Genomic DNA, 22,105 nt, shown 5'->3' on the forward strand with positions numbered 1-22,105 from the left:
TTAACCGCTGCCATCTTCGTGCAATGAATCTATCGTGCTGCCATGAAACCCAGTTCCACCGCATGCGCAAGCAGCTTCTTGCCGGAATCCTCGAAAATATGACCGAGACGTTTATCAATGTCTTTGTCGGCCACCTCAACGTCGCCAATGCGCAGTTTCAGGCCCGTCGCAACCATTGAGCGCTTCAGGCGTGCGACCAGTTCCTTAGTATCCTTGGCGAGCGCTTTTTGCGGATCGGTCTTTTCATTGAGTGTTGCGAATATCAACTGATCAAGCGTGCTGATACCCGCTCCGCCGCCTTGCCGGACCGAAGCCAACGCGCCCCACACTTCCCCGCGCTCGACTCGCGATAGCAAAACAGCGTTGAGCCGATCCGCCGCAACGCGCGGTTGTTCCGCGCCGTAACGCACGGCCGTCTCGCCAACGGCAATCGAGAGGCGCAGCAGACCCAGAATCGCGTCAAGCGAAAGCCCTGCGAACTCGGGCGAGTCAAAGACTTGGGCGAGCGTCGTTTCCGAGCGGCGCAGCAAATCGAACAATGGCTTGTGGTGAGTGTCGGCGCGAGTGATCGTGGCGTGTTCCAGGCTCGCCTCGGGCTTATAGGCCGCAGACGAGTTACCCCACAGATAAACGTGTTGCGCCTGCTCGCGCAGACGGGCATCGGAAAGCGGCGCCTTGCCTCGCACGAAGATATCCGAGCGGAATGCCCGGTTCACGAAGTAATCGCGCACTTCTTCGGCTTCCAAAGGATCGGTGAGCGTTTCCAGCATTTCGCGCTGGCTGTCCGTCAGCCACGCAACCGGAGTCATATGGGAAAAACGCGCGCTACCCGCAAAACTCAGCTTCGCCTCGGTCATTTCCCGAGCGATATCGGTAAAGTGAAACGGCGTCCATTTCTCATGCAAATACTCATGAATGAGATAGTTTTTGTCCTGGTTATCGAAATTTTCCGCGCGGCCCCGCGAGTCAGGGTTGCGCAAGAAGTGCAATGCTTCCAGGCCCTTCACCTTCATCACCAGTTCGTTGGCCTTTGACCAGCCGCCGGTTTTTCCCGCTCCGAGCGTCAGCAGCCGTTGCAGCGGCATGATCTGCGCGCAACCGACCATTGCGTTATAGCTCACCTGAACCACGCCGCCCGGTTTCAGGTAACGCGTGAGGAACTGCATGATCTGGGCGCGAGTCTGGTCCGATACCCACGAGATGATGCCGTGCAAGGTGATGTAGTCGAACAAAGGCAGGTCGACCTTGCCTTCTGCAAGCTCGCCGAAACCGTTTTCCAGCAAGGTGAGGTTCGGCAGGCGTGCTTCGTCGCGTATGGATGACGCGTTCAACACGTGCAACGGGTTGAAATCGCAGGCGTAGAACTCGCCGGTGGGATGGGTTGCAGCCAGGATCAGCGAAGTCAGTCCCTGGCCAAAGCCAAGTTCGCAATATGTGAATTTTTCGAGCGATGGCGGCTGTACGCGCTGCATCACGAGGCACGCGTTCAGGAAGCTGGGACTCTGTTCCTGATAGTAGCCGGTCGTGTATGCAACCGAGCTGTTGTAGCCGGCAGTCCAGGTCATGGTGTTTCCTCATTCATGTTGGGTGTTGCGCTCTAGCCCGATCGGCGGCTATTACACGGTGCGCCGAACTATGCCAATAACGCACACGTTCATGAATGAGAAAGGTCTTATTTGCTTCTTTTAGCTATCAAATTAATTAGCCGGATAGATGGCGATACTCACGCGCTTCAGCGCTGTTCAAACCTTGCCGGCGGCGACCTCTTCCGGCTTCAGCTCGACGATGGCATCGAGTGCGTCCTTGACGTCCATCGCGTATTTGGCCAGCCGTTTCTGCTCGTCGGTCAGCGGCACGAAGGACGGGACCGGGACCGGCTTGCCCTGTTCATCGACGGCGACGAATACCATCAGGCAATCCGTTGTCTGCTGCAAGACGCCGCTCTTCGGATCTCCTGCATGCACCGATATATGCAAATGCATGCTCGTACGTCCGGTCGCGACAACGCGCGCCCGCAATTCCACGAGATTGCCAACCAGGATCGGCCGGCGAAAGCGGATATTGCCCACGCTCACAGTGACGCAATAACGTCCGGACCACACTGCGGCGCACGCGTAGGCCGTCTCGTCCATCCATTTCATCAGCGCGCCGCCGTGGACCTTCCCGCCGAAATTGACGGACGTCGGCTCGGCGAGGAAACGAAACGTGGTTTCGGACCGGTCGGTGATGGGCGCATCGGTTGAATGAGAAAGCGGCGCGGCAATGTTCATGGGGATGTAAGGCGCGCCCAGCGGAGCTGCCAGTCAAGTGGAATTGCCAAATTATACGAGTCTCAAAATGATGGCACGTCCGCGGCAATATCGTGTGGATGCGTCGTCAACGCTTATTTGCGTACCGAAATTCCTTCGTCGATCACACCGTACATGGTGATTCCGCTCGACCCGCCCGCCGACGACGATCCGCCCGACATCCCCGCGCACCCGGCACACACCGCTGCAAGCAGCGCCACAACCACAAGTTTCAGCATGAAAAATCCCCTGCATGACCGCATTCCAGCACGAAATACCATTCTAGCGCGGCGCTTCGACGGCGCTCACCATTGCTGCAGGGCGCTACATCCATACTTCATCTGCCGATGAAACATCGCGTGCGCTGTGCGTTTAAAGTAGCGTCAACGGAAGGAGGTTTTGATGACCCTCAATCACGACGATGCGCGCCCGTTTCCCGGCTTATCGCGCATTGGTGCGCTGCTCGCGGACCCCGGACGCGCCGCCATGCTCTGGGCGCTGATGGATGGCACCGCGCGCCCCGCCGGAGAACTGACCATGATTGCCGGCATATCACCGTCGGCGGCGAGCGGGCATTTCGCGCGGCTCATCGAAAGCGGTCTGCTCGCGCTCGAGGTCAGCGGACGGCATCGTTACTATCGAATCGCCACGCCCGACATTGCGATGGCAATCGAAGCCCTCGCCAATCTTGCGCAGGCGAGCGCGCCGTTGCGCGAACCGGCACTGCCTCCCGCCCAGACGCCACGGCGCGCGTCGGCCGTGCCGCTTGACATGCGCTATGCGCGAACCTGTTATGACCATCTCGCCGGCGAGCTGGCTGTTCGATTGTTCGACCGGATGCTGACATCGAACTGGCTGGAGGTCGTGCCGGGAGGATCGTTGGCGAGCACATCCGGGTCCAAGCGGGCCGGACCCACCACGCTCGATGCAACGGCGAAAGGAATCGACGCATTCTCGCAACTCGGCATCGATCTGAAGGCGCAAAAAGCGCGGCGGCGACGCTTCGCTTGCACATGCATCGACTGGAGCGAGCGCCGGCCGCATCTCGGCGGCGCGCTGGGCGCGGCATTTCTCGACGCCTGTACTCAACATGGCTGGCTGGAAACAACGTCCCGAAGGCGCATTCTGCGCGTCACGCCATCTGGCGAGCGGCATTTCGCGGCTGTCCTTGGCAACGCGTAAAGCTATTGGACGACTCATGCGCTGAATTTCAGGCGCATTCCATGACGGTTGCGCACCGACCAAATATGACAATCAAAAATTCGGTTCGCCTGTAAAGTTTTTGACTCGCCTGTGATGTGAAGGTGCGCGGCGTTCAGCTTATCGAATAGGGAATGGGAGACACGAAACCAGTCGAAGGCGTGCCTTGCGTCGGATCAGGCGTGGACCCGAAACAGGCATCGCACTTCAATGGAGAATAACAATGATCGTATCGCCGCATCGACTCACGCTCACCGCGCTCGCAGCGCTCAGCGTGCTTGCCGCACCGTTCGCGCTTGCACAGCAGGCCGCGTTTGCGGCTGCCAAGGACGCCACGGCCATCACCCGGCAAGACAACCTCGCGACCTACCAGCAACTTCCGTTCGCCGATAAAAGCGACTTCGAAGACGCGCAGCGCGGCTTCATGGGCACGCTTGCATCCGGCACGTTCCAGACCGACGCCGGCGGCACGAGCTGGGACCTGAACAAGTACGCGTTCCTGAAAGGCGACGCGCCCGACACGGTCAATCCGAGCTTGTGGCGCATCGCACAACTGAACATGTTCACCGGCCTGTTCAAGGTAACGGACCGCGTGTATCAGGTGCGCGGGCTCGATCTCGCGAACATGACGATCATCGAAGGCGACACGGGCCTCATCCTGATCGACGTGCTGACAACACGGGAAGCCGCCCGCGCCGCACTGGACCTGTATTTCCAGCATCGGCCGAAGAAGCCGGTGGTGGCCGTGATCTACACGCACAGCCACGCGGATCATTACGGCGGCGTAAAGGGCGTGATCGACGAAGCCGATGCAAAGAGCGGCAAGGTCAAGGTCGTCGCTCCGGCAGGCTTCCTGCAGGAAGCCGTGGCGGAGAACATCTACGCAGGCAATGCAATGGGCCGGCGCTCTTTGTACCAATACGGCGCCATGCTGCCGGCGAGCGCGCGCGGGCAGATCGACGCCGGGCTCGGCAAGACCACCTCACGCGGCAACCTCGGCTTGATCGCGCCGAACGACACCGTGGAAAAAACCGGCGATACCCGCGTGATCGATGGCATTCAGTTCGAGTTCCAGATGGCGCCCGGCACCGAAGCACCGTCCGAAATGCTGATCTACATGCCGCAGTTCAAGCTGCTGGATACCGCTGAGGACACCACGCACACCATGCACAACCTGTACACGCTGCGCGGCGCGCAGGTACGTGACACGGTGCAATGGTGGAAAACCATCAACGAAGCCATCCTGCGCTATGGCGACCGCACGGACGTGGTGATCGCGCAGCATCACTGGCCGACATGGGGTCAGCAAAAGGTTGTGAACTACATGGCCGACCCGCGCGACATGCTCAAGTATCTGCATGACCAGACGCTGCGTCTCGCGAACGCCGGCTACACCATGACGGAGATCGGGGATCAGGTTCAGTTGCCCGACAGCATTGGCAAGAAGTGGTACAACCGCGGCTATTACGGCTCCGTGAATCACAACGCGAAGGGCATCTACCAGCGTTATCTCGGCTGGTATGATTCGAATCCGGCGAACCTGCATCCGTTGCCGCCAGAAGACGAGTCGAAGCATTTCGTGGAATTCATGGGCGGCGCCGACGCCGTGATCGCGAAGGCCACTCAATCATTCGATAAAGGCGATTACCGCTGGGTCGCAACCGTAATGAACAAGGTCGTTTTCGCGGATCCGTCGAACAAGGCAGCCCGGGATCTTGAAGCCGATGCGCTCGAACAACTCGGTTACCAGACCGAGAACCCGACGTGGCGCAATGAGTACCTGATGGGCGCGTTCGAGTTGCGCAACGGCGTGCCGAAGGGCAAGGGCATCAACATGGCGTCGCCTGACTCCATCGCGGCAATGAGCCCTGACATGCTGCTCGACTACATGGGGATCCGGCTCAACGGTCCGAAGGCTGATGGCAGACACACGGTCATCAACTGGAATCTCGGCGATGGCAGGAAATACGGCATCGAGCTGCGCAATTCCACTTTGATCTATACCGAAGGTGTCACGCTGGCCAACCCAGACGCGACGCTCAACATGAGCAAGAACGAGTTTGCCAAGCTCTTGATGAGTGGCACGCAGGCCGCCAGCGACAAAGTCAGCGGAAACGTTCAAAAGGTAAGCGAGTTGTTTGGTCTTCTCGATACCTTTGATTCGATGTTCAACATCGTCACGCCTTGATGTTTTGATGATTGCGCTTTCCGGTCGCCGGAAAGCGCATTGAAACCACAGCTTTTAGTTTGGCGCTTTAAATCGCCGCTTTAAATGGCGATAGGCGCCTTGATACCCGGGTGATATTGATACCCTTCGATTTCGAAATCCTCGTATTTATAATCGAAGATCGACTCGGGTTTTCTCGCCAGTTTGAGCTTGGGCAGCGGATACGGCTCGCGGCTCAATTGCAGGTCTACCTGTTCCAGATGGTTCAGGTAGATATGGCAATCGCCGCCAGTCCACACCAGTTCGCCAACATCCAGATCGCATTGCTGGGCAAGCATATGTGCGAGCAACGCGTAGCTCGCAATGTTGAACGGCGTGCCCAGAAACACGTCCTGACTGCGGCAATACAGCAGGCAACTCAGCTTGCCGTCGTTCACGTAGAACTGGGCGAGGCAATGACATGGCGCGAGCGCCATCCGGCCGGCGCGGGCGTTATCGACGGGAGACATGGATTCGTCGGGGAAATCCGCCACGTTCAACGCTGTGAGCATCAGCCGCCGTGAATTCGGGCGCGTCTTGATCTGGTGCACGAGCCCGCTGACCTGATCGACCAAAGTGCCGTCGCTCTTTGGCCAGAAGCGCCATTGATGACCGTATACCGGACCCAGGTTTCCGTTCTCGTCCGCCCATTCGTCCCAGATCGTCACGCCGTGGTCGTTCAGATACTTGATGTTGGTGTCGCCGTTCAGGAACCACAGCAGTTCATAGACCACGCTCTTCATGTGAATGCGCTTGGTCGTCACGATCGGAAAACCCGCCGCCAGGTCGAACCGCAATTGCCGGCCAAACGTGCTGATCGTCCCCGTGCCGGTCCTGTCCATCTTCCGGGCGCCGCGCTCGAGAATGTCTTTGAGCAGTTCTTGATACTGGATCATGGAAAGGTCGTTCGCTAAAAAGTGGCCCGTGGCCTGTCTGCCTGTTCTGGCTGAAGATTTCGCGGCGCGTGGAGGGCTGCGCACGCTCGCCATGCCGTGGAGCATGACAAGAATCCAGCCGCCGATAAAACCAAACCACGATTTTACCAAGGCCCGAAGGCAGAGGTGCAGAGGCGTTTTGCGGGGGTTAAATATGTGCGATCCGCGGTGGTTCGGGCGAACCCGCGGGTTTTGGCGAACTTAGATGAAATCAGCCGGCCGGCGGCCGTCACGCGCGGCTAGATATTCAGCCGCGCGTGACATGTTCCGTGGGTGCATCGACTTCGATATGGCGCATGCCATGCGCGCTGAGCAACCTGTAGAGCGTGACGCGCGAAATGCCAAGTTCCTGCGCGGCGTCGCCAAGACGGCCCCGATGGCGCAGCAACGCGAGTTCAATCGCCTGCCGCTCCGCCGCCTCGCGCGCTTGTGCAAGCGACACCGGCGCAACTTCCACGTACTCGCCCAGTTCGAGGTCGCGCGCGCTGATCTGCCGCCCTTCGGACATCACAATGGCACGACGCACGCGATTGATCAGCTCACGCACGTTGCCGGGCCAGCCGTAGTTGTGAATTGCAGCGATAGCATCGGGCGCGAAACCGCGAAGACGCCGGCTCGCGTCCTTCTTGAAGCGGTCCAGCATGTGTTTCGCCAGCAATTCGATGTCCTTGCCGCGCGCCCGCAGCGGCGGTTCATCGATTTGCAGCACGCACAAACGGTGATACAGGTCAGCGCGAAACCGCCCTTCGATCATGGCCGTCTGCATGTCCACGTGCGTGGCCGAGATGATGCGTACATCGACGGGCGTGGAGCCGTGTCCGCCCAGCCGCTCGACCTTGCGCTCCTGCAGGAAACGCAGCAGGCTCGCCTGGCTTTCGAGCGGCAAGTCGCCGATTTCATCGAGGAACAGCGTGCCGCCATTGGCCGCTTCCACGCGGCCGATCTTGCGCTGGTTCGCGCCAGTAAAGGCACCGCGCTCGTAACCGAACAGTTCCGATTGCAGGAGATGCGCGGGGATGGCGCCACAATTGATCGCAACAAACGGCTGTTCGCGCCGGGCGGAACGTTCGTGGATGGCAACCGCGGTCAGTTCCTTGCCCGTGCCGGATTCGCCGGAGATGAAGACCGGAGCGTCGGTCATGGCGACCTTGCGGATGGAGCGGAACAGGCTGAGCATGGCGTCGCAGGAGCCAACCATTTCGCCTTCCGCGCGACCGTCGCGTGAATCGTTCGATGCGTTTTCGTGCAAGGCCACCATGCCATAAGCATGGCCAACCGCATCCACTACACGGTCATTCGATGTTGGCAACGTCACGTAGTCGAAGCAGTAGTCGCGAATCAGCCTGCGAACGGCCGCGTCCTCGAGCTGGCCTGTCACGGTTGCCGCGACCCAGCCAACATTGGTGAGCGTCAGCGACGCTTCCAGCGCCGCCAGTTCATGCGCTTCAAAGTTGCTGGATAAATCCAGCAAACCACCAGTTGCAAGATCGTTGCGAAGCCACCGGCGTGCATCCTTGGCGTTGGAAACCACCTCGATGTGCCAGCCCCTTTCCTCGAACCGGGCGCACAAGGGCGCACTAGGGTCACGAGTCACATAGATTAATTGCCGCCGAGCGACTTCCATTGTTCTGATCCTTTCGTCAACGGTCGTTGAAAAGGTCGCGCCGGTAAATGCCCTCGATCACGTTGCAGACGTCGAAGACTCGCGTACTTCTAGCGAACGGTCATTCGGAAAACTGCAAACGGTGAAACCCCGGAAGCGACGAGTGCTGTCGCGCGGTTCATAAACGAACCTGTTTTGTTTCTACTGCTGTTTTTGAGAGACTACTATAAAGCGAATACTTCGAAAACAAATATCCGCAACAATGTCTGTCATCTCGTTGCTGAAGCAATGCCGTATGCGATTCAATACGGCGATCTGTTTTAATAAGCGGTTTGCAAATACATTAAATAAGACAATATCATTTACACGCTTCCTGATAAAAATGCGCGTCAATCGCGTTTCGTTTCAACGGTGAAACATTTTCAGCGGTTTTTTTATTGCGTTGTCAGAGAATTTTCGTCCGGCTCAATTAGGTCGGGCGAATGCGGCGGATGGCATATGTCTCGCTAATAAAAGCGAATCACGGAGATTGCCATGGAAATTACCAGCACCGCCGTCAGATACGGAAAAAACGCCATTCCGCAACGGTTTGCCGCGGCGGCGACGGCGTGGATTGTACTGGGAAGTTCAAGCGGCAACGTTTGCGCGCAGAATAGTATGAATCATTCCCCGACGATTACCCCCTTGTTTGAATCTGGGTTTATGCTGCGATTGTCCGGATTTGAAACATTAGCGGTACGGACTAATCCGCCAGCCATCTCTGTGGAACAACTTATAGAGAAACCCGGTGAAAGCGGCGGTGCATCGGTTGAGAACATTATTCAAGTTTTCGCAACGGCGCAAGCCGGTTCGGCACCTGTTCGTTTTGACCAGCCTGCGTCGTTTATGGAACAGGATGACGACGCGCTTGCGAAGGTCTCGGTGACAGACGAATGGACGCCCGTGCTCACGCAAACACCAAACAGCGTTACGCTCTGGGATGAGATCGCGCCGCCATTGCCATCGCCGGTTCCCAATGACAACACAGCGGTGCATTCCACGCCCGGCGAGGTCGCAAACACAGAGGCGCACACGACGCAATAGGCGGCCAGGACTCAATTTTCGGCGCGTTTGACGACCGCGCCGGAGCAGGAGCGTCGGGTAGAATCTGCGGCTTGATTTATCTCAACGCTGTAGGGTTCATTACCATGACGACGCTCACACTGATCGTCGCCCGCGCGCGCAATGGCGTGATCGGACGCGACAACCAACTACCCTGGCGCCTGCCCGAAGATCTGGCGTTCTTCAAACGCACCACAATGGGCGCGCCGATTGTCATGGGCCGCAAGACTCACGAGTCCATCGGCCGTGTTCTGCCGGGAAGGCGCAACATTGTGGTGACGCGCGACGCCGGGCGCCGTTTCGATGGCTGCGACACGGTCACAGGCCTGTCCGGCGCGCTGGAAATAGCCGCGCGCGACGACGCGAAGGAAGTGTTCCTGATCGGTGGCGCGCAACTGTTCCGCGAAGGCTGGCAGTTTGCTCAGAAGCTCATCGTGACCGAGATCGATGCGGATTTCGAAGGCGATATCTCGATCGATGCCCCCGATCCACACATCTGGGAAGAGTGTTCGCGCGAGACGCATCATGCGGCCGCGCCGAATGATTTCGACTATTCGTTCGTGACATACGAGCGGCTCGCCTGACAGGCTACCAAGCGACAAAAAGCCCGGCAACGTATCCGTTCCGGGCTTTGACTCTAGCAGCGCTCCTCGGCTTTTACTGTCCTGCAATCGTCATCTTTTCGATCAGCACAGAGCCAATTTCCTTGTTCCCGCGCACGACCGTATCCGCGCCAATTGCCTCGATGTGCCGGAACATCTCCTGCAGCGTGCTCGCCACCGTGATTTCCTCGACCGGATACTGGATCTTGCCGTTCTCCACCCAGAATCCCGATGCACCGCGCGAATAGTCGCCCGTCACGTAGTTCACGCCCTGCCCCATCAGTTCGGTAAGCAATAAGCCAGTGCCGAGTTTCTTGAGCATTTCCTCGAAGTCATCGCCCGGTTTTGTCAGCGAACTGCGCAGCGAAAGATTGTGCGAACCGCCCGCGTTACCCGTGGTTTTCATGCCGAGCTTGCGCGCCGAGTAGGTCGAAAGGAAATAACCCTGCACCACGCCATCCTCGACCACGTTGCGGCGCTGCGTGCGCACGCCTTCCTCGTCGAATGGGGCGCTGCCCATTCCGCCCTTCACGTGCGGGTCCTCGACCACCTGGACATGCGGCGCGAAAACGGGTTTGCCGAGGCTATCGACCAAAAACGACGTCTTCCGATACAGCGCGCCACCGCTGACAGCCTGCACGAACGCACCCAGGATGCCCGCCGCGAGCGGCGCTTCGAACATCACGCGGCATTTGCGCGTATCGAGACTGCGCGCGCCCAATCTCGCCAGCGCACGATGCGCGGCGTATCGGCCGATTGCTTCGGGGTCGGCGAGATCGGCGGCATTTCTCTTCGATGTGTACCAGTCGTCGCGTTGCATGTCGCGCCCCGAGCCCGCGATGGGCGCGCACGCCACGTAATGCCGCGAAAACGGATAGCCGCCCATGAAACCGCGCGACGTGGCGAGCACAAACTGCGAATGTTGCGCCGAAACGCTGGCGCCTTCGGAGTTCTGAATGCGTTTATCGACGGCAAAAGCCGCGTCTTCCGCACGACGCGCGAGGTCGGCCGCTTCTTCGGCGTTGATGTCCCACGGATGGTAGAGATCCAGATCCCGCGGCGCCATTTCGAGCAGCTCCGCTTCGGCCAGGCCGGCAGCGCTGTCTTCGGCCGTGAAACGGGCGATGTTGTAGGCCGCGGCCACGGTGTCTTTCAACGCGGCGCGCGTGAAATCCGAAGTGCTCGCGTTACCGCGCTTATTGCCGATGAACACCGTGACGCCGACCATTTTGTCGCGATTGTGCTCGATGGTTTCCACCTCGCCGCGACGCACGCTGACCGAAAGACCATCGCCTTCCGAGATTTCAGTGGCGGCGTCGGTTCCGCCGAATTCTTTTGCATGCCGCAGGATATCGGACGCAATTTCTTTCAGCTCGTCCTGGGTGTGCGGGAAAAAGCGTTGCCTCACGTCCATGTCTGCTGCCATTTTTGTCTGCCTGTGGGTTGCTCGAGTTGCGGAAGGGTTCGGTACCGGTAGCGCCGGAAAAATCTTGCCGGCGCGGTGCTCGCCATGAGTGCTTCCGTGTATCGCAGGATCATAGCAAGTCCAGAGGGGTTTGGTTTCGCTCCCCTTGCGCGCGGTACTCGGGTGGCGCCTCGCTCGGGCGCCCAGTGGGCCGCGTCGAACAAGTACAATACCGCGATGAACCGTAAAACCCGCACGCAACCCATAAATCCGGCCGTCGCCACCGAACAGGATGGCAGCGAGCACGGTTACGACCGTCCGAGTAAATCCCAGCTCAAACGGGACATGCTTGCGCTGCAAGTGCTCGGGGTCGCGTTGATCGAACTGCCAAAAGATGCGCTCAAGCGCATGCCCATGCCTGAAAAGCTCGACGACGCCGTTCGCGACGCACGAAAGATTACCGATCACGAAGGCAAGCGCCGTCAGGTGCAATACGTCGGCCGCGTAATGCGCTCGCTCACCGACGAAGAAACGGCAGCACTGCGCACGGCGCTCGATACGTATCGCGGCGTCAATCGCGCGGAAACGGCGAAGCTCCACTGGATCGAACACACGCGCGAAAAGCTGCTCGCCGACGACTCCGCCTTCACCGATTTCATCCGCCAGCATCCCGGTGTCGATCCGCAGGAAGGTCGCACACTGATTCGCAATGCGCGCAAGGAACGCGAGCAGAGCAAGCCGCCGCGCTATTTCCGCGAACTGTTCCAGTGGATCAAGACCGCGGCGGGCGTGGACGAAGAAGATGAAAGCGCGGCCGAGGCGGAAGACGGCAATGAAATCGAATTCCCGCAACGAGACGACGACGATGGCTACAAAGCGTGATCATCCCGACGAATTGCTGATTGGACTGGTATCGATCAGCGATCGCGCGTCGCAGGGCGTGTATGAGGACAAGGGCATTCCCTCGCTGCAGGAATGGCTCGCGAGCGCGCTCAGTTCCCCGTGGCGCGCCGAAACACGCCTGATTCACGACGACGCGGCCACCATTTCCGCCACGCTCACGGAACTCGTCGATGAAACCGGCTGCGACCTGATCCTGACAACAGGCGGAACGGGCCCGTCGCGCCGCGATGTAACGCCGGAGGCCACGCTGGCGGTTGCGACCAAGCCGATGCCCGGTTTCGGCGAGCAAATGCGCCAGATCAGCCTGAACTTCGTACCTACGGCAATCTTGTCGCGCCAGGTGGCTGTGATTCGTGAAACGGCGGATCACGCGGCGTTGATTGTGAATTTGCCCGGCCAGCCGAAATCGATTCGCGAGACGCTGGAAGGTCTGCGCGACGCGGATGGCAAGCCGAAAGTGCCAGGAATCTTCGCGGCAATTCCGTACTGCATTGATCTGATCGGTGGGCCGTATATGGAAACGCGGCCCGAAGTGGTCGCCGCGTTCCGCCCGAAGAACGCGATCAGGCCGCCGAAGACTTAAAACGTCCGGCCTTGCGCTTCAAGCCGTTCCGGTTTCGCCGGTTCCGCCGGTTCCGCCGGTCGCTGACGGAATCAGGAAATGCTCGCGGTAGTACTTGAGTTCGTCGATGGATTCGTGGATATCGGCGAGCGCCGTGTGCATTGCGCGCTTCTGGAAACCCTTATAGATGGCCGGCTGCCAGCGGCGGCACAATTCCTTGAGCGTGCTGACGTCGAGGTTGCGGTAATGGAAGAACGTTTCAAGTTCCGGCATCCACCGGGCCATGAAACGGCGATCCTGGCAGATGGAATTGCCGCACATCGGCGACTTGCCCGGCGGGACGTACTGGCCGAGGAATTCGCGGATTTGCCGCGTGGCTTCGGCTTCATCCACCGTCGACGCCTTCACGCGTTCGGTCAGCCCCGAGCGGCCATGCGTGTTGCGGTTCCATTCATCCATCTTGCCGAGCGCCGTTTCGTCCTGGTGAATCGCGAGCACCGGACCTTCCACGAGTTTATCGAGCGTTGAATTCGTCACGACGACCGCGATTTCTATAATGCGGTCGTTATCGGGTTCGAGGCCCGTCATTTCCATGTCGAGCCAGACAAGGTTCATGTCGCTGCGAACGAGTTCGGACGAGCTGGCGGAAGAAGAGGAATCGAGCACGGAATCGGCCATGGGAGGGCAACCTGGATGGGTTTGGCGCCGGGAACGGCGCTTAGGGATTTGCAGGACCCGGTCGTTCGGCTAACGCGCAATAAGCCATGCGCGCGGCGACGGCCAAGAACCTATAATTCTCGCATAATTCAATCGCGCATATTTCAATCGGATTTCCGCTGATGTCCAATATCAATCTCGCGTTCTCGGTCGTGTTTGTCGTGGCGCTGGTCGGCATGGTCGGCACCAAGCTATGGCTTGCGTCGCGCCAGATCCGGCACGTCGCCGCGCATCGCAGGCAGGTGCCGCCGCAGTTCCTGCAAACCATTCCGCTCGCCGCTCACCAGCGTGCCGCCGACTACACTGTCGAGCGCACGCGCCTGACAATGGTCGAAGTCGTGGTGAGCGCGGCGTTGCTGATTGCGCTGACGCTGCTCGGCGGTATCCAGCAAATCGATCTGGCCGTCACCGGCTGGCTCGGCCGCGGCTATATGGGGCAGATGGCGCTGGTGGCTATTGTGGTGGCGATCACGAGCGTGGTGGATCTGCCTTTCGATTACATCCGGCATTTCGTGATCGAAGAGAAGTTCGGCTTCAACCACATGACAAAGAAGCTTTTTTTCCTCGACCTCGTCAAGGGCGTGGTGCTGGGCGCGGGTATTGGCTTGCCCGTATTATTCGTGACTCTGTGGCTGATGAATCAGGCGGGCGCGCTGTGGTGGCTGTGGGCGTGGGTGCTGCTGGTCGCGTTCCAGATGCTCGTGCTGATCCTGTACCCGACCTTTATCGCGCCGCTTTTCAACAAGTTCGAACCGCTGAAAGACGAGGCATTGCGGGCGCGCATTGAAAACCTGATGTCGCGCACGGGCTTTGCTGCAAAGGGCTTGTTCGTGATGGACGGCAGCCGCCGTTCGGCGCACGGCAACGCATATTTCACGGGTTTCGGCGCGGCCAAGCGGATTGTTTTCTTCGATACCCTTCTCGCCCGGCTCTCCGGCAGCGAAATTGAAGCGGTGCTCGCGCATGAACTGGGTCACTTCAAACGCCGCCACGTGATCAAGCGCCTGGTCGTGACTTTCGTGCTCAGCCTCGTGATGCTCGCGCTGCTCGGCTGGCTTGCACAATGCGTATGGTTTTATGAGGGACTTGGCGTCCGGCCATCGCTGATCGGCAACAACAACGGCCTTGCGCTCGTGCTGTTCATGCTGGCGCTGCCGGTCTTCATGTTCTTCGTGACGCCGCTTGGCAGCTTGAGTTCACGCAAGCATGAGTTCGAGGCCGACGCTTTCGCCGCGAGCCAGACCGATCCACGCGACCTCGTCAATGCGCTTGTGAAGCTATATGAGGACAATGCGTCCACGCTCACGCCCGATCCCCTCTACACCGCGTTCTACGCGTCGCATCCGCCTGCGTCGCAGCGCATCGAGCGCCTGATGCAATTCGCCGCATGAGGCCGCGCACCGCGAAGAAACCGGCGAACGCGCGCATTGAGGGAAAAGTCATTGCCGCTCATGGACGGCATTATCTCGTCGCACCGGCGGATGGCAGCGTGATGCTGCAATGTTTCCCGCGCGGCAAACGCAGCGAGATAGCCGTGGGCGACAACGTGCAGTACGAGCAGTCATCGGCGGATCAGGGTGTGATTGTCGAGATTGGTGAGCGCCGCAATCTGCTTTACCGGTCCGACCAGTTCAAATCGAAACTCTTCGCCGCCAATCTCGATCAATTGATGATCGTGCTGGGCACCGAGCCGCATTTCAGCGAGGACTTGCTCGGCCGCGCGTTGATTGCGGCCGAAGCGCACGGTCTGGAACCGCTGATCGTGTTGAACAAGATCGACATGGAGGGACCGCTCGCGGTCGCGCGCAAGCGTCTGGCGCTGTATCGGGAGCTTGGATATACGGTCGTGGAATTATCGGCGAAGGCGGCGCCGCAGCACGTTCACGATGAACTCGATGCGCGTCTTGCGAACCGCTCCACGCTATTGCTTGGACAATCTGGCATGGGCAAGTCGACGCTTGTGAATATTCTGATTCCGAATGCAGAGGTGGCGACGCGGGAGATATCGAAGGCGTTGAACAGCGGGCGGCACACGACAACTTTCACGCGTTTGTATCCGTTGCCTGGTGGCGGCTCGCTGATCGACTCGCCGGGGTTCCAGGAGTTTGGGCTGCACCACTTGTCCGAAGGGCAACTGGAGCGCGCGTTCGCTGATTTCCGGCCTTTTCTTGGGCAATGCCGCTTCTACAATTGCCGGCATTTGCAGGAGCCGGGCTGCGCGATTCTGGAAGCAATGGCGGAAGGCAAAATCCGCCCGGCGCGTCATCAGTTGTATGCGCAGCTCGTGCACGAGGCCAGCCAGATTGTTCGATAACCTTACCGCATGAAAAAACTGACGCGGGCTCCGAACTTGATCACGGCGCATCACTGGATGAATGTGCTGACGACTGCGGGGATAGCGTGCGAGTTGCACAACCGGTATTTGAGTGGTGCGATGGGTGAGATTCCGGCGGACCAGTGCGCGCCAGAAATCTGGATACTGGACGACCGCGACGAGGCGTTGGCAACGGGCGTACTGGACCGAGCGAGAAACGGTCCGGCGAATGCAAGGGCATGGCGATGCCAGCACTGCGGCGAATTACTGGAAGGTCAATTCACGGTGTGCTGGCAATGCGGAACGGCGCGAGACCCGCTAAATGACGAATAAAACGGATCAGACATAGACAGGCGATATAACCGGTACGGCCTGGTAAGCGAAGCGTGTGAGGTAACGCAAAAAGGCGAGCAGGTTCTTTTCAACGGCTGTGGATGACTGGGGCGTTAGCCGAGACGTGCCACGAAAAGATCTGTGCGAAGCGGGTAATTTAGTGGTTGTGGTGTAAAGGCGTTTTCTTTGCTTGGCGTTTTCAAGGTACAAGTGCAACACCTTTGAAATAGGATATGTTGCATGGGACAAAGCTATGAACAACTCAGTGCTGAGGAGCGTGGCTCAATATTTGCCATGAAACTTGCCAACGAAAGCACGCGCGCGATCGCGCGTGCGCTCCGACGTTCGCCAAGTACGATCAGCCGCGAACTCAAGCGCAATGGCTGGAAGTCCGATGAAGAGCGCGGCGACAGAGGACGGCCTGCGATCGCGGGCGCTTACTGCGCGATCCGTGCTGGTCGACGCGCGGGACGGCTTCGCCGCAAACCGCGTTACGAGCGCAAACTGCACGTTGACGGCGCGTTGTGGCCCGAAGTGCGGCAGTATCTGCAAAAGTGTCACTCACCCGAGCAGATCTCAGCCGCACTCAAACTTGCCCACCCTGATGAGCCTGCTTTGAACGCTTCGCATGAAACCATTTACCGAGCCATTTACGCCGCGCCCCGAGGCGAGTTGCGCCGGGAACTCGTCAGCCTGTTGCGACAGGGACGTGGCGCACGCAGGCCGCGCACGCGAGGACAGGACCGGCGCGGCAAGCTCTCCGACATGCTCAGTATTCACGTACGCCCTCCCGAAGCCAACGACCGGCTCATCCCGGGTCACTGGGAAGGAGATCTGATCAAAGGCCTGGCTAACCGTTCGGCAGTGGGTACGCTGGTGGATCGCAGCACGTTGTTTGTGATGCTGGTCAAGATCGATGGCAGTACGGCGCAGGCAGCGCTGGAAGCCTACAGTGCCGCGTTCGCGCCGCTCGATCAGGGACTGCGTCAAACCCTGACCTACGACCAGGGCAAAGAAATGGCGTTACACAAAAAGCTGGCTGAGGCGACGGGCATCAAGATCTACTTCTGCGATCCACACAGTCCGTGGCAACGCGGCATCTGTGAAAACATCAATGGGCTGCTTCGCCAGTTTCTACCCAAGGCGACCGATCTATCGGTATTCTCGCAGCGACAACTCGATGCGATCGCGCTGAACATGAACACCCGCCCTCGAAAGACGCTCCAGTGGCGCACGCCTGGTGAGGTCTTTATTGAAAACTGCGCCAAGCACGGCATTGTCATTGACCCCGCTGTTGCACTTGGAGTGTGAAAGCGCCCTTCGTTTCTTTTTCGCCGTTTGGAAAAAGAAATGAAGTGCCGCCACGCACAGTGACAACGCTAATAGACCAAAGCGAAATCAAGTTCCCAGAAGAGGGAAGCGTTGGCAACCCACCAATCCGCCAGCGCGAGCAAAACCAAAACCAAAACCAAAACCAAAACCCTAAGCCAACCAAACCGCGATGCTCAGCATGAGCAACAAAAGCATCCACAGGATCACAGCCCGCCAGACAAGTCCAACTGCAGACTGCAAAGTCCGAGGCGTGCAATCATCGCCGACTGGCAGCGGGCTGGCATCGCCAACGGCCAAAGCTTCCACGCTAAGTGGCTCGGCCAAAGGTCCAGCCAGCCGGGCCCCAAGCGCCCCGCTCCCTGCAGCAAGCAGAACCCCTTCATTAGCATCGGGCCACTGCTTCGCGTGATTACGCCACGCATAAATAGCGTCCTCAAAATTCCCCACAATAGCGAACCCGAGCGCGGTCAACCGTGCAGGCACCCAATCGATAAAAAAGAACGCCCGCTGAGCAAAAGTGGAGAACGCAGGCGTGCGTTCGTCAGTAGGCTGCACCCACGACCGCGCCAGATACTCCGCGATCCGGTACAACACCGCGCCCGCTGGCCCGACAGGAATCAAAAACCAGAAGAACACGCCAAACACATGCCGATGCGAAGCCACGACCGCATGAACCAGCGTATGCCGGACAATCTCGCTGACGGGCATATCGAGCGTATCGATACCGGTCCATTCGTTGAGAATCTCGCGGGCGCGCGGAACGTCGTCGTTATTCAGTGCGAGATGGATGTCGGTGAAATAGTGGCTGAACTGCCGGAACCCGAGCGTGAAGTACACGATCACGACGTTCCACAAGAATGCCAGCACGAAGTTGATGCGATACAGAACGTAGTAGATCAGCCCGACGGCCAAAGTCCACGGCAGCACGACGACCAGCCACGCGAGCACGCCATGCCGCTGCTTGCCGGCATCGAAGCCATGAGCCGCGGATTCCGCATGGTACTGAAGCAGCGCCGAAACAGGATTCTGCGGCGAAAGCGCGCGCAATTGCTCAATGATAAGAGCCAGCAATACAGAGAAAAAAGTCATGCGATGCGCCGGGACATTCGAGTTTTACGAATTTCTTGTAAAGATAGCACAGCACCGATGCTGCCAGAGGGACACATCGGACGAAGCGCCATTCGAGTGCCGACACATTACGCGTCACGCGGCGAGGAAGCGATAGAAATTGCGTAACATACCTGCCGTTGCGCCCCAGATGAAATAGGGAGACGCGTTCCCGGCCGGCGTGAAAGGCATCGCAAAAAAACGACGCTCGCCGCCTTCCCATCGAAACACGCGGGTCTGGTGATTGGCCGGGTCCATGAGGAACGCGAGCGGGACTTCGAAGATATCGGCAACTTCGAGGGTGTCCGCATGGAGTTCGATTGGAGGATGGACAAGCGCGACCACCGGCGTCACGCGAAACCCCGTTCCGGTCAGATAATCAGGCAACTCGCCAAGCACTTCCACGTGCTCGGCTTCAAGACCGACTTCCTCTTGCGCCTCGCGAAGCGCGGTCGCCGCGGCGTCGGCATCGCCGGGTTCCTCGCGCCCGCCGGGAAAGCTGATCTGACCGGCGTGGTTCGACAAATGATCGGCGCGTTGTGTGAGAAGCACGGTCAGGCCGCCGTTGCGCACCACAAGCGCGATCAGCACCGACGCCACGCGCGGGTCCCCGCCCAGCGCCTTGATCTTGTCGTCGCGTGCGTCCGGTGTCCAGTCGAGCGTCTGCGCGAACCTTGCACGCATGCCGTCCGGTGTCAGGACGTCTTCGCGCACGCGCGGCAAATCTGCGCTGGTCGATTCGATCGGCAGGATTTCAGGCTCGAGAATGCGGGGAGTCGACGACTTGTTCGGAGGCACGTGGGACTTGGCTGCTTGAATGGAATGGTTTGATTCAGGCGCCGTGAACGAAGGCGCAAACCATGATTTGACCACACCAATGAAAAAAGCACCCGCGAGGGTGCTTTTTCGGTGCAGCTTTCAGCGCAAGGATTACGCCTTTGCAGCAGCACGGTCTTTCGACACGAGCTTTTCCTTGATCCGAGCCGACTTGCCCGAACGTTCGCGCAAGTAGTACAGCTTTGCACGACGCACGTCACCACGACGCTTCACGACAATGCTCGCGAGCAGCGGCGAGTAGGTCTGGAACGTACGCTCGACGCCTTCGCCCGACGAAATCTTGCGAACGATGAAATTCGAGTTCAAACCACGGTTACGCTTCGAAATCACGACGCCTTCGTAAGCCTGGACACGCTTGCGCGTACCTTCAACCACGTTGACGCTGACGATCACCGTATCGCCGGGGGCGAATTCGGGAATCGACTTTTCGCCGAGTGCACGCGCGATCTCTTCTTTTTCGAGTTGCTCAATCAGATTCATTACTGACTCCTGGAGCCATCTTGCCGGAGTTGTTTGCCATGTTGGTGGCCCCGGTAGAGGATGGGTTCACATCTGGCGCCTGCCTGACTTAGGCGTGGCGCCGCCCTTTGTCCCGCCTTGATACAAGGCCGGAAGCCTACTGCGCTTTCGACCTTTCCGTGGCGAGACTTGCAAGCCATGCCTCATCGGCACGGCTCAACATTTTATTCCTGCGCGCCTTTTCTATGAGATCGGGCCGCTTTTCCTGCGTATTCTTAAGCGATTCACGCCTGCGCCATGCCTCGATTTCCTTGTGATGGCCGCCAAGCAGCACATCCGGAACGCGCACGCCGCCATATTCTTCAGGGCGCGTGTAGTGCGGACAATCGAGCAGCACATCGACAAAACTATCCTGCACCGCCGACTGCGAATCGTTCAGCACGCCGGGCAACTGACGCACCACAGCGTCCATGAGCGCCATGGCCGGCAATTCGCCGCCGGACAAAACGAAGTCGCCGAGACTGATCTCTTCGTCCACCACACGATCGATCAACCGCTGGTCGATCGCTTCATAACGGCCACACAGCACGACCAGCCCGGGCTCCTGAGCGATTTGCATCACGCGCCCATGGTCCAGCGTTTTCCCTTGTGGCGACATCATCACCACGCGCGTCCCGCTGATGCCCTGCTCTGCCTGCGCCGCTTTCGCAGCCGATATTGCGTCTTCCAGAGGGCGCGCCAGCATCACCATGCCCGGTCCGCCGCCATAAGGACGATCGTCGATGGTCCGGTAATTGTCCGTGGTGAAATCGCGCGGATTCCACGTGCGCAGGCCAAACCGTTCTTGCTTCACTGCCCGGCTGGTAATACCCCAGTCGGTCAGCGCACGAAACATCTCGGGAAAGAGCGTCACGACGTCAAACTGCATCGCTCTCTCCTTGCAGTGATGGGTCTGGCCGATGAATCAATAGTCGGCGTCCCAGTCAACGACAATCTTGCGCGCCGCCTGATCCACCGTCTTCACATACACGCCAACAAACGGAATCAGCCGTTCGCCAGTTGCGGGCGAACCGTCCTTGCCCGTGGTCGGAAATTCCACACGCATGATGGAATGCGCGCCATTGTCGATCATGCCGGCAACTTGGCCCAGGGCCACGTTCGCTTCATTCACGACATCCAGGCCGATCAGATCGACCCAGTAGAATTCGTCTTCGCCAGTAAGCTTCGGGAAGTCGCTGCGCAACACATGGATGCTGTGGCCACGCAACGCATACGCCATGTCGCGGTCATTGCAGCCGGCAAAATGCGCGACGACCGTGTCGCTATGCACTTTCGATTGCAGGCAGCGAACTGCCTTGCGCTCGTTTCCCTTGACCAGCCACCAGCGTTTTGCCGCGAGCATTGCGTCGCCGCCGTGTCCTGCATGCGCGTGCGGCGCGATCTTGACCCAACCCTTAAGGCCGTAAGCATCTACGATGGCGCCGACTTCAATGGCGTCGTCGGGCAATGTTTCGACCGTGTCGATAGATCCCGATTCGCCTGAAACGTCGATAGCCACGCGGCGCGCTGCCGGCTTGCGGACAAATGCGCCAAACGTGGCATCATTCTCTTCAGGCTTTTCGCCACGCTCGGCTTTCAAACCTGAGTCTGAAGCGGAGTCACGCGTCGACATGAGCCAATCTCCCGCGAACCTCGGCAGCAAGAATCGATCGGATCACGTGTACCCGAACGATCGACTGCGGCCGCTGCACTTAAGCAGCCGGCTGAGCTTGTTGCGATTGCTTGACCAGACGTGCAACCGTCGGCGACAGCTGCGCGCCGTTGTCTTGCCAGTACGTCAGGCGATCCTGAGCGATGCGCAGGGCTTCGCCTTTGGTCGCGACCGGATTGTAGAAACCCACGCGTTCGATAAAGCGGCCATCACGGCGGCTACGCGAATCGGTTGCGACGATGTTGTAAAACGGGCGCTTCTTGGAGCCGCCACGTGCCAAGCGGATGATAACCATGCTGAAATCCTTGAAAACCGGGGTTCGGAACTACCAAAACACGCGATTATAGCGGTAAAACGATGCCTTAACAAACACTTGCATCGATTAATCGAGATGAAACGGGACGTGGTGCGTGCCGTTCGGCCAGCGACGGGCGCCCGGAAAGTACCGCATGCAGAGCTTTTCAGGGCTTTGGAACAAGTTTCGACGCGC

At 59.1% G+C, this 22,105-nt stretch carries 23 protein-coding genes; 10 read left to right on the forward strand and 13 right to left on the reverse strand.

Annotated features, from left to right (window positions below):
* Positions 1-29: 29 nt before the first annotated feature.
* The 3 genes from ACRWA7_RS28430 to ACRWA7_RS28440 form a co-directional block, all read right to left on the reverse strand.
* Positions 30-1,565 carry a class I SAM-dependent methyltransferase gene (locus tag ACRWA7_RS28430; RefSeq protein WP_438393754.1) on the reverse strand — a complete coding sequence of 512 codons (1,536 nt, stop codon included), beginning with the start codon at positions 1,563-1,565 and terminating at the stop codon, positions 30-32.
* A 177-nt stretch (positions 1,566-1,742) separates the two neighbouring features.
* Positions 1,743-2,270, reverse strand: coding sequence for an acyl-CoA thioesterase (locus tag ACRWA7_RS28435; protein WP_438393755.1), 528 nt, complete (start codon positions 2,268-2,270; stop codon positions 1,743-1,745).
* Positions 2,271-2,383: 113 nt separating this feature from the next.
* The gene (locus tag ACRWA7_RS28440) at positions 2,384-2,527 is read right to left on the reverse strand and encodes a hypothetical protein (protein WP_438393757.1); all 144 of its coding nucleotides are present in this window, start codon (positions 2,525-2,527) and stop codon (positions 2,384-2,386) included.
* 163 nt (positions 2,528-2,690) lie between these two features.
* Between ACRWA7_RS28440 and ACRWA7_RS28445 the strand changes: the two genes are divergently transcribed.
* Together ACRWA7_RS28445 and ACRWA7_RS28450 are read left to right on the forward strand one after the other, a co-directional pair.
* Complete coding sequence (locus ACRWA7_RS28445) at positions 2,691-3,470, forward strand: ArsR/SmtB family transcription factor (RefSeq protein ID WP_438393760.1); 780 nt, start codon at positions 2,691-2,693, stop codon at positions 3,468-3,470.
* Positions 3,471-3,711: 241 nt separating this feature from the next.
* Positions 3,712-5,676 (forward strand): alkyl/aryl-sulfatase, encoded by a 1,965-nt coding sequence (locus tag ACRWA7_RS28450; protein ID WP_438393761.1) that lies wholly within the window; start codon positions 3,712-3,714, stop codon positions 5,674-5,676.
* Between the two features lie 80 nt (positions 5,677-5,756).
* On the opposite strand, the gene ACRWA7_RS28455 is transcribed toward ACRWA7_RS28450, so the two are convergent.
* Both ACRWA7_RS28455 and ACRWA7_RS28460 read right to left on the reverse strand, forming a co-directional pair.
* Complete coding sequence (locus tag ACRWA7_RS28455; protein WP_438393763.1) at positions 5,757-6,590, reverse strand: thymidylate synthase; 834 nt, start codon at positions 6,588-6,590, stop codon at positions 5,757-5,759.
* A 286-nt stretch (positions 6,591-6,876) separates the two neighbouring features.
* Positions 6,877-8,253, reverse strand: coding sequence for a sigma-54 dependent transcriptional regulator (locus tag ACRWA7_RS28460; protein ID WP_060856063.1), 1,377 nt, complete (start codon positions 8,251-8,253; stop codon positions 6,877-6,879).
* A 513-nt stretch (positions 8,254-8,766) separates the two neighbouring features.
* Here ACRWA7_RS28460 and ACRWA7_RS28465 point away from each other — a divergent pair.
* Positions 8,767-9,315, forward strand: coding sequence for a hypothetical protein (locus ACRWA7_RS28465; RefSeq protein WP_438393766.1), 549 nt, complete (start codon positions 8,767-8,769; stop codon positions 9,313-9,315).
* 104 nt (positions 9,316-9,419) lie between these two features.
* Positions 9,420-9,917 carry a dihydrofolate reductase gene (locus tag ACRWA7_RS28470; protein ID WP_438393769.1) on the forward strand — a complete coding sequence of 166 codons (498 nt, stop codon included), beginning with the start codon at positions 9,420-9,422 and terminating at the stop codon, positions 9,915-9,917.
* Between the two features lie 73 nt (positions 9,918-9,990).
* On the opposite strand, the gene pmbA is transcribed toward ACRWA7_RS28470, so the two are convergent.
* Positions 9,991-11,361 carry a metalloprotease PmbA gene (gene pmbA / locus ACRWA7_RS28475; RefSeq protein WP_438393771.1) on the reverse strand — a complete coding sequence of 457 codons (1,371 nt, stop codon included), beginning with the start codon at positions 11,359-11,361 and terminating at the stop codon, positions 9,991-9,993.
* Positions 11,362-11,577: 216 nt separating this feature from the next.
* Here pmbA and yjgA point away from each other — a divergent pair, with 216 nt between their 5' ends.
* Complete coding sequence (gene yjgA, locus ACRWA7_RS28480; RefSeq protein WP_438396813.1) at positions 11,578-12,222, forward strand: ribosome biogenesis factor YjgA; 645 nt, start codon at positions 11,578-11,580, stop codon at positions 12,220-12,222.
* Positions 12,206-12,826 carry a molybdopterin adenylyltransferase gene (gene mog, locus ACRWA7_RS28485; protein ID WP_438393774.1) on the forward strand — a complete coding sequence of 207 codons (621 nt, stop codon included), beginning with the start codon at positions 12,206-12,208 and terminating at the stop codon, positions 12,824-12,826. The genes yjgA and mog overlap by 17 nt, the downstream gene beginning before the upstream one ends.
* 18 nt (positions 12,827-12,844) lie before the next feature.
* Here mog and orn read toward each other — a convergent pair whose 3' ends face one another.
* Positions 12,845-13,483 carry an oligoribonuclease gene (gene orn / locus ACRWA7_RS28490; RefSeq protein ID WP_438393776.1) on the reverse strand — a complete coding sequence of 213 codons (639 nt, stop codon included), beginning with the start codon at positions 13,481-13,483 and terminating at the stop codon, positions 12,845-12,847.
* Between the two features lie 161 nt (positions 13,484-13,644).
* Here orn and ACRWA7_RS28495 point away from each other — a divergent pair, with 161 nt between their 5' ends.
* The 4 genes from ACRWA7_RS28495 to ACRWA7_RS28510 all read left to right on the forward strand — a co-directional run bounded on the left by ACRWA7_RS28495 (position 13,645) and on the right by ACRWA7_RS28510 (position 17,480).
* Positions 13,645-14,913, forward strand: coding sequence for a M48 family metallopeptidase (locus ACRWA7_RS28495; protein ID WP_438393778.1), 1,269 nt, complete (start codon positions 13,645-13,647; stop codon positions 14,911-14,913).
* Positions 14,910-15,836: a ribosome small subunit-dependent GTPase A gene (rsgA, locus tag ACRWA7_RS28500; RefSeq protein ID WP_438393780.1), complete on the forward strand. Its 927-nt coding sequence runs from the start codon at positions 14,910-14,912 to the stop codon at positions 15,834-15,836. The genes ACRWA7_RS28495 and rsgA overlap by 4 nt, the downstream gene beginning before the upstream one ends.
* Positions 15,837-15,845: 9 nt before the next feature.
* Positions 15,846-16,169 carry a putative signal transducing protein gene (locus tag ACRWA7_RS28505; RefSeq protein WP_438393782.1) on the forward strand — a complete coding sequence of 108 codons (324 nt, stop codon included), beginning with the start codon at positions 15,846-15,848 and terminating at the stop codon, positions 16,167-16,169.
* Between the two features lie 240 nt (positions 16,170-16,409).
* Positions 16,410-17,480, forward strand: coding sequence for an IS30 family transposase (locus ACRWA7_RS28510; protein ID WP_438393106.1), 1,071 nt, complete (start codon positions 16,410-16,412; stop codon positions 17,478-17,480).
* Between the two features lie 171 nt (positions 17,481-17,651).
* Here ACRWA7_RS28510 and ACRWA7_RS28515 read toward each other — a convergent pair whose 3' ends face one another.
* From ACRWA7_RS28515 to rpsP, 6 genes are all read right to left on the reverse strand, one after another.
* Complete coding sequence (locus tag ACRWA7_RS28515) at positions 17,652-18,590, reverse strand: CobD/CbiB family protein (protein ID WP_060856070.1); 939 nt, start codon at positions 18,588-18,590, stop codon at positions 17,652-17,654.
* 114 nt (positions 18,591-18,704) lie between these two features.
* Positions 18,705-19,406, reverse strand: coding sequence for a CoA pyrophosphatase (locus ACRWA7_RS28520; RefSeq protein WP_438393785.1), 702 nt, complete (start codon positions 19,404-19,406; stop codon positions 18,705-18,707).
* Between the two features lie 132 nt (positions 19,407-19,538).
* The gene (gene rplS / locus ACRWA7_RS28525; protein WP_056354506.1) at positions 19,539-19,925 is read right to left on the reverse strand and encodes a 50S ribosomal protein L19; all 387 of its coding nucleotides are present in this window, start codon (positions 19,923-19,925) and stop codon (positions 19,539-19,541) included.
* A 136-nt stretch (positions 19,926-20,061) separates the two neighbouring features.
* On the reverse strand, positions 20,062-20,832 hold the full coding sequence (trmD, locus tag ACRWA7_RS28530) for a tRNA (guanosine(37)-N1)-methyltransferase TrmD (RefSeq protein WP_438393787.1): 771 nt from the start codon (positions 20,830-20,832) through the stop codon (positions 20,062-20,064).
* Between the two features lie 36 nt (positions 20,833-20,868).
* On the reverse strand, positions 20,869-21,576 hold the full coding sequence (gene rimM / locus ACRWA7_RS28535; RefSeq protein WP_438393790.1) for a ribosome maturation factor RimM: 708 nt from the start codon (positions 21,574-21,576) through the stop codon (positions 20,869-20,871).
* A 79-nt stretch (positions 21,577-21,655) separates the two neighbouring features.
* On the reverse strand, positions 21,656-21,910 hold the full coding sequence (gene rpsP / locus ACRWA7_RS28540) for a 30S ribosomal protein S16 (protein ID WP_047844837.1): 255 nt from the start codon (positions 21,908-21,910) through the stop codon (positions 21,656-21,658).
* Between the last annotated feature and the right edge of the window lie 195 nt (positions 21,911-22,105).

This window comes from Caballeronia sp. DA-9 (genome assembly GCF_051615025.1).
GTDB classification, from domain to species: Bacteria; Pseudomonadota; Gammaproteobacteria; order Burkholderiales; family Burkholderiaceae; genus Caballeronia; species Caballeronia sordidicola.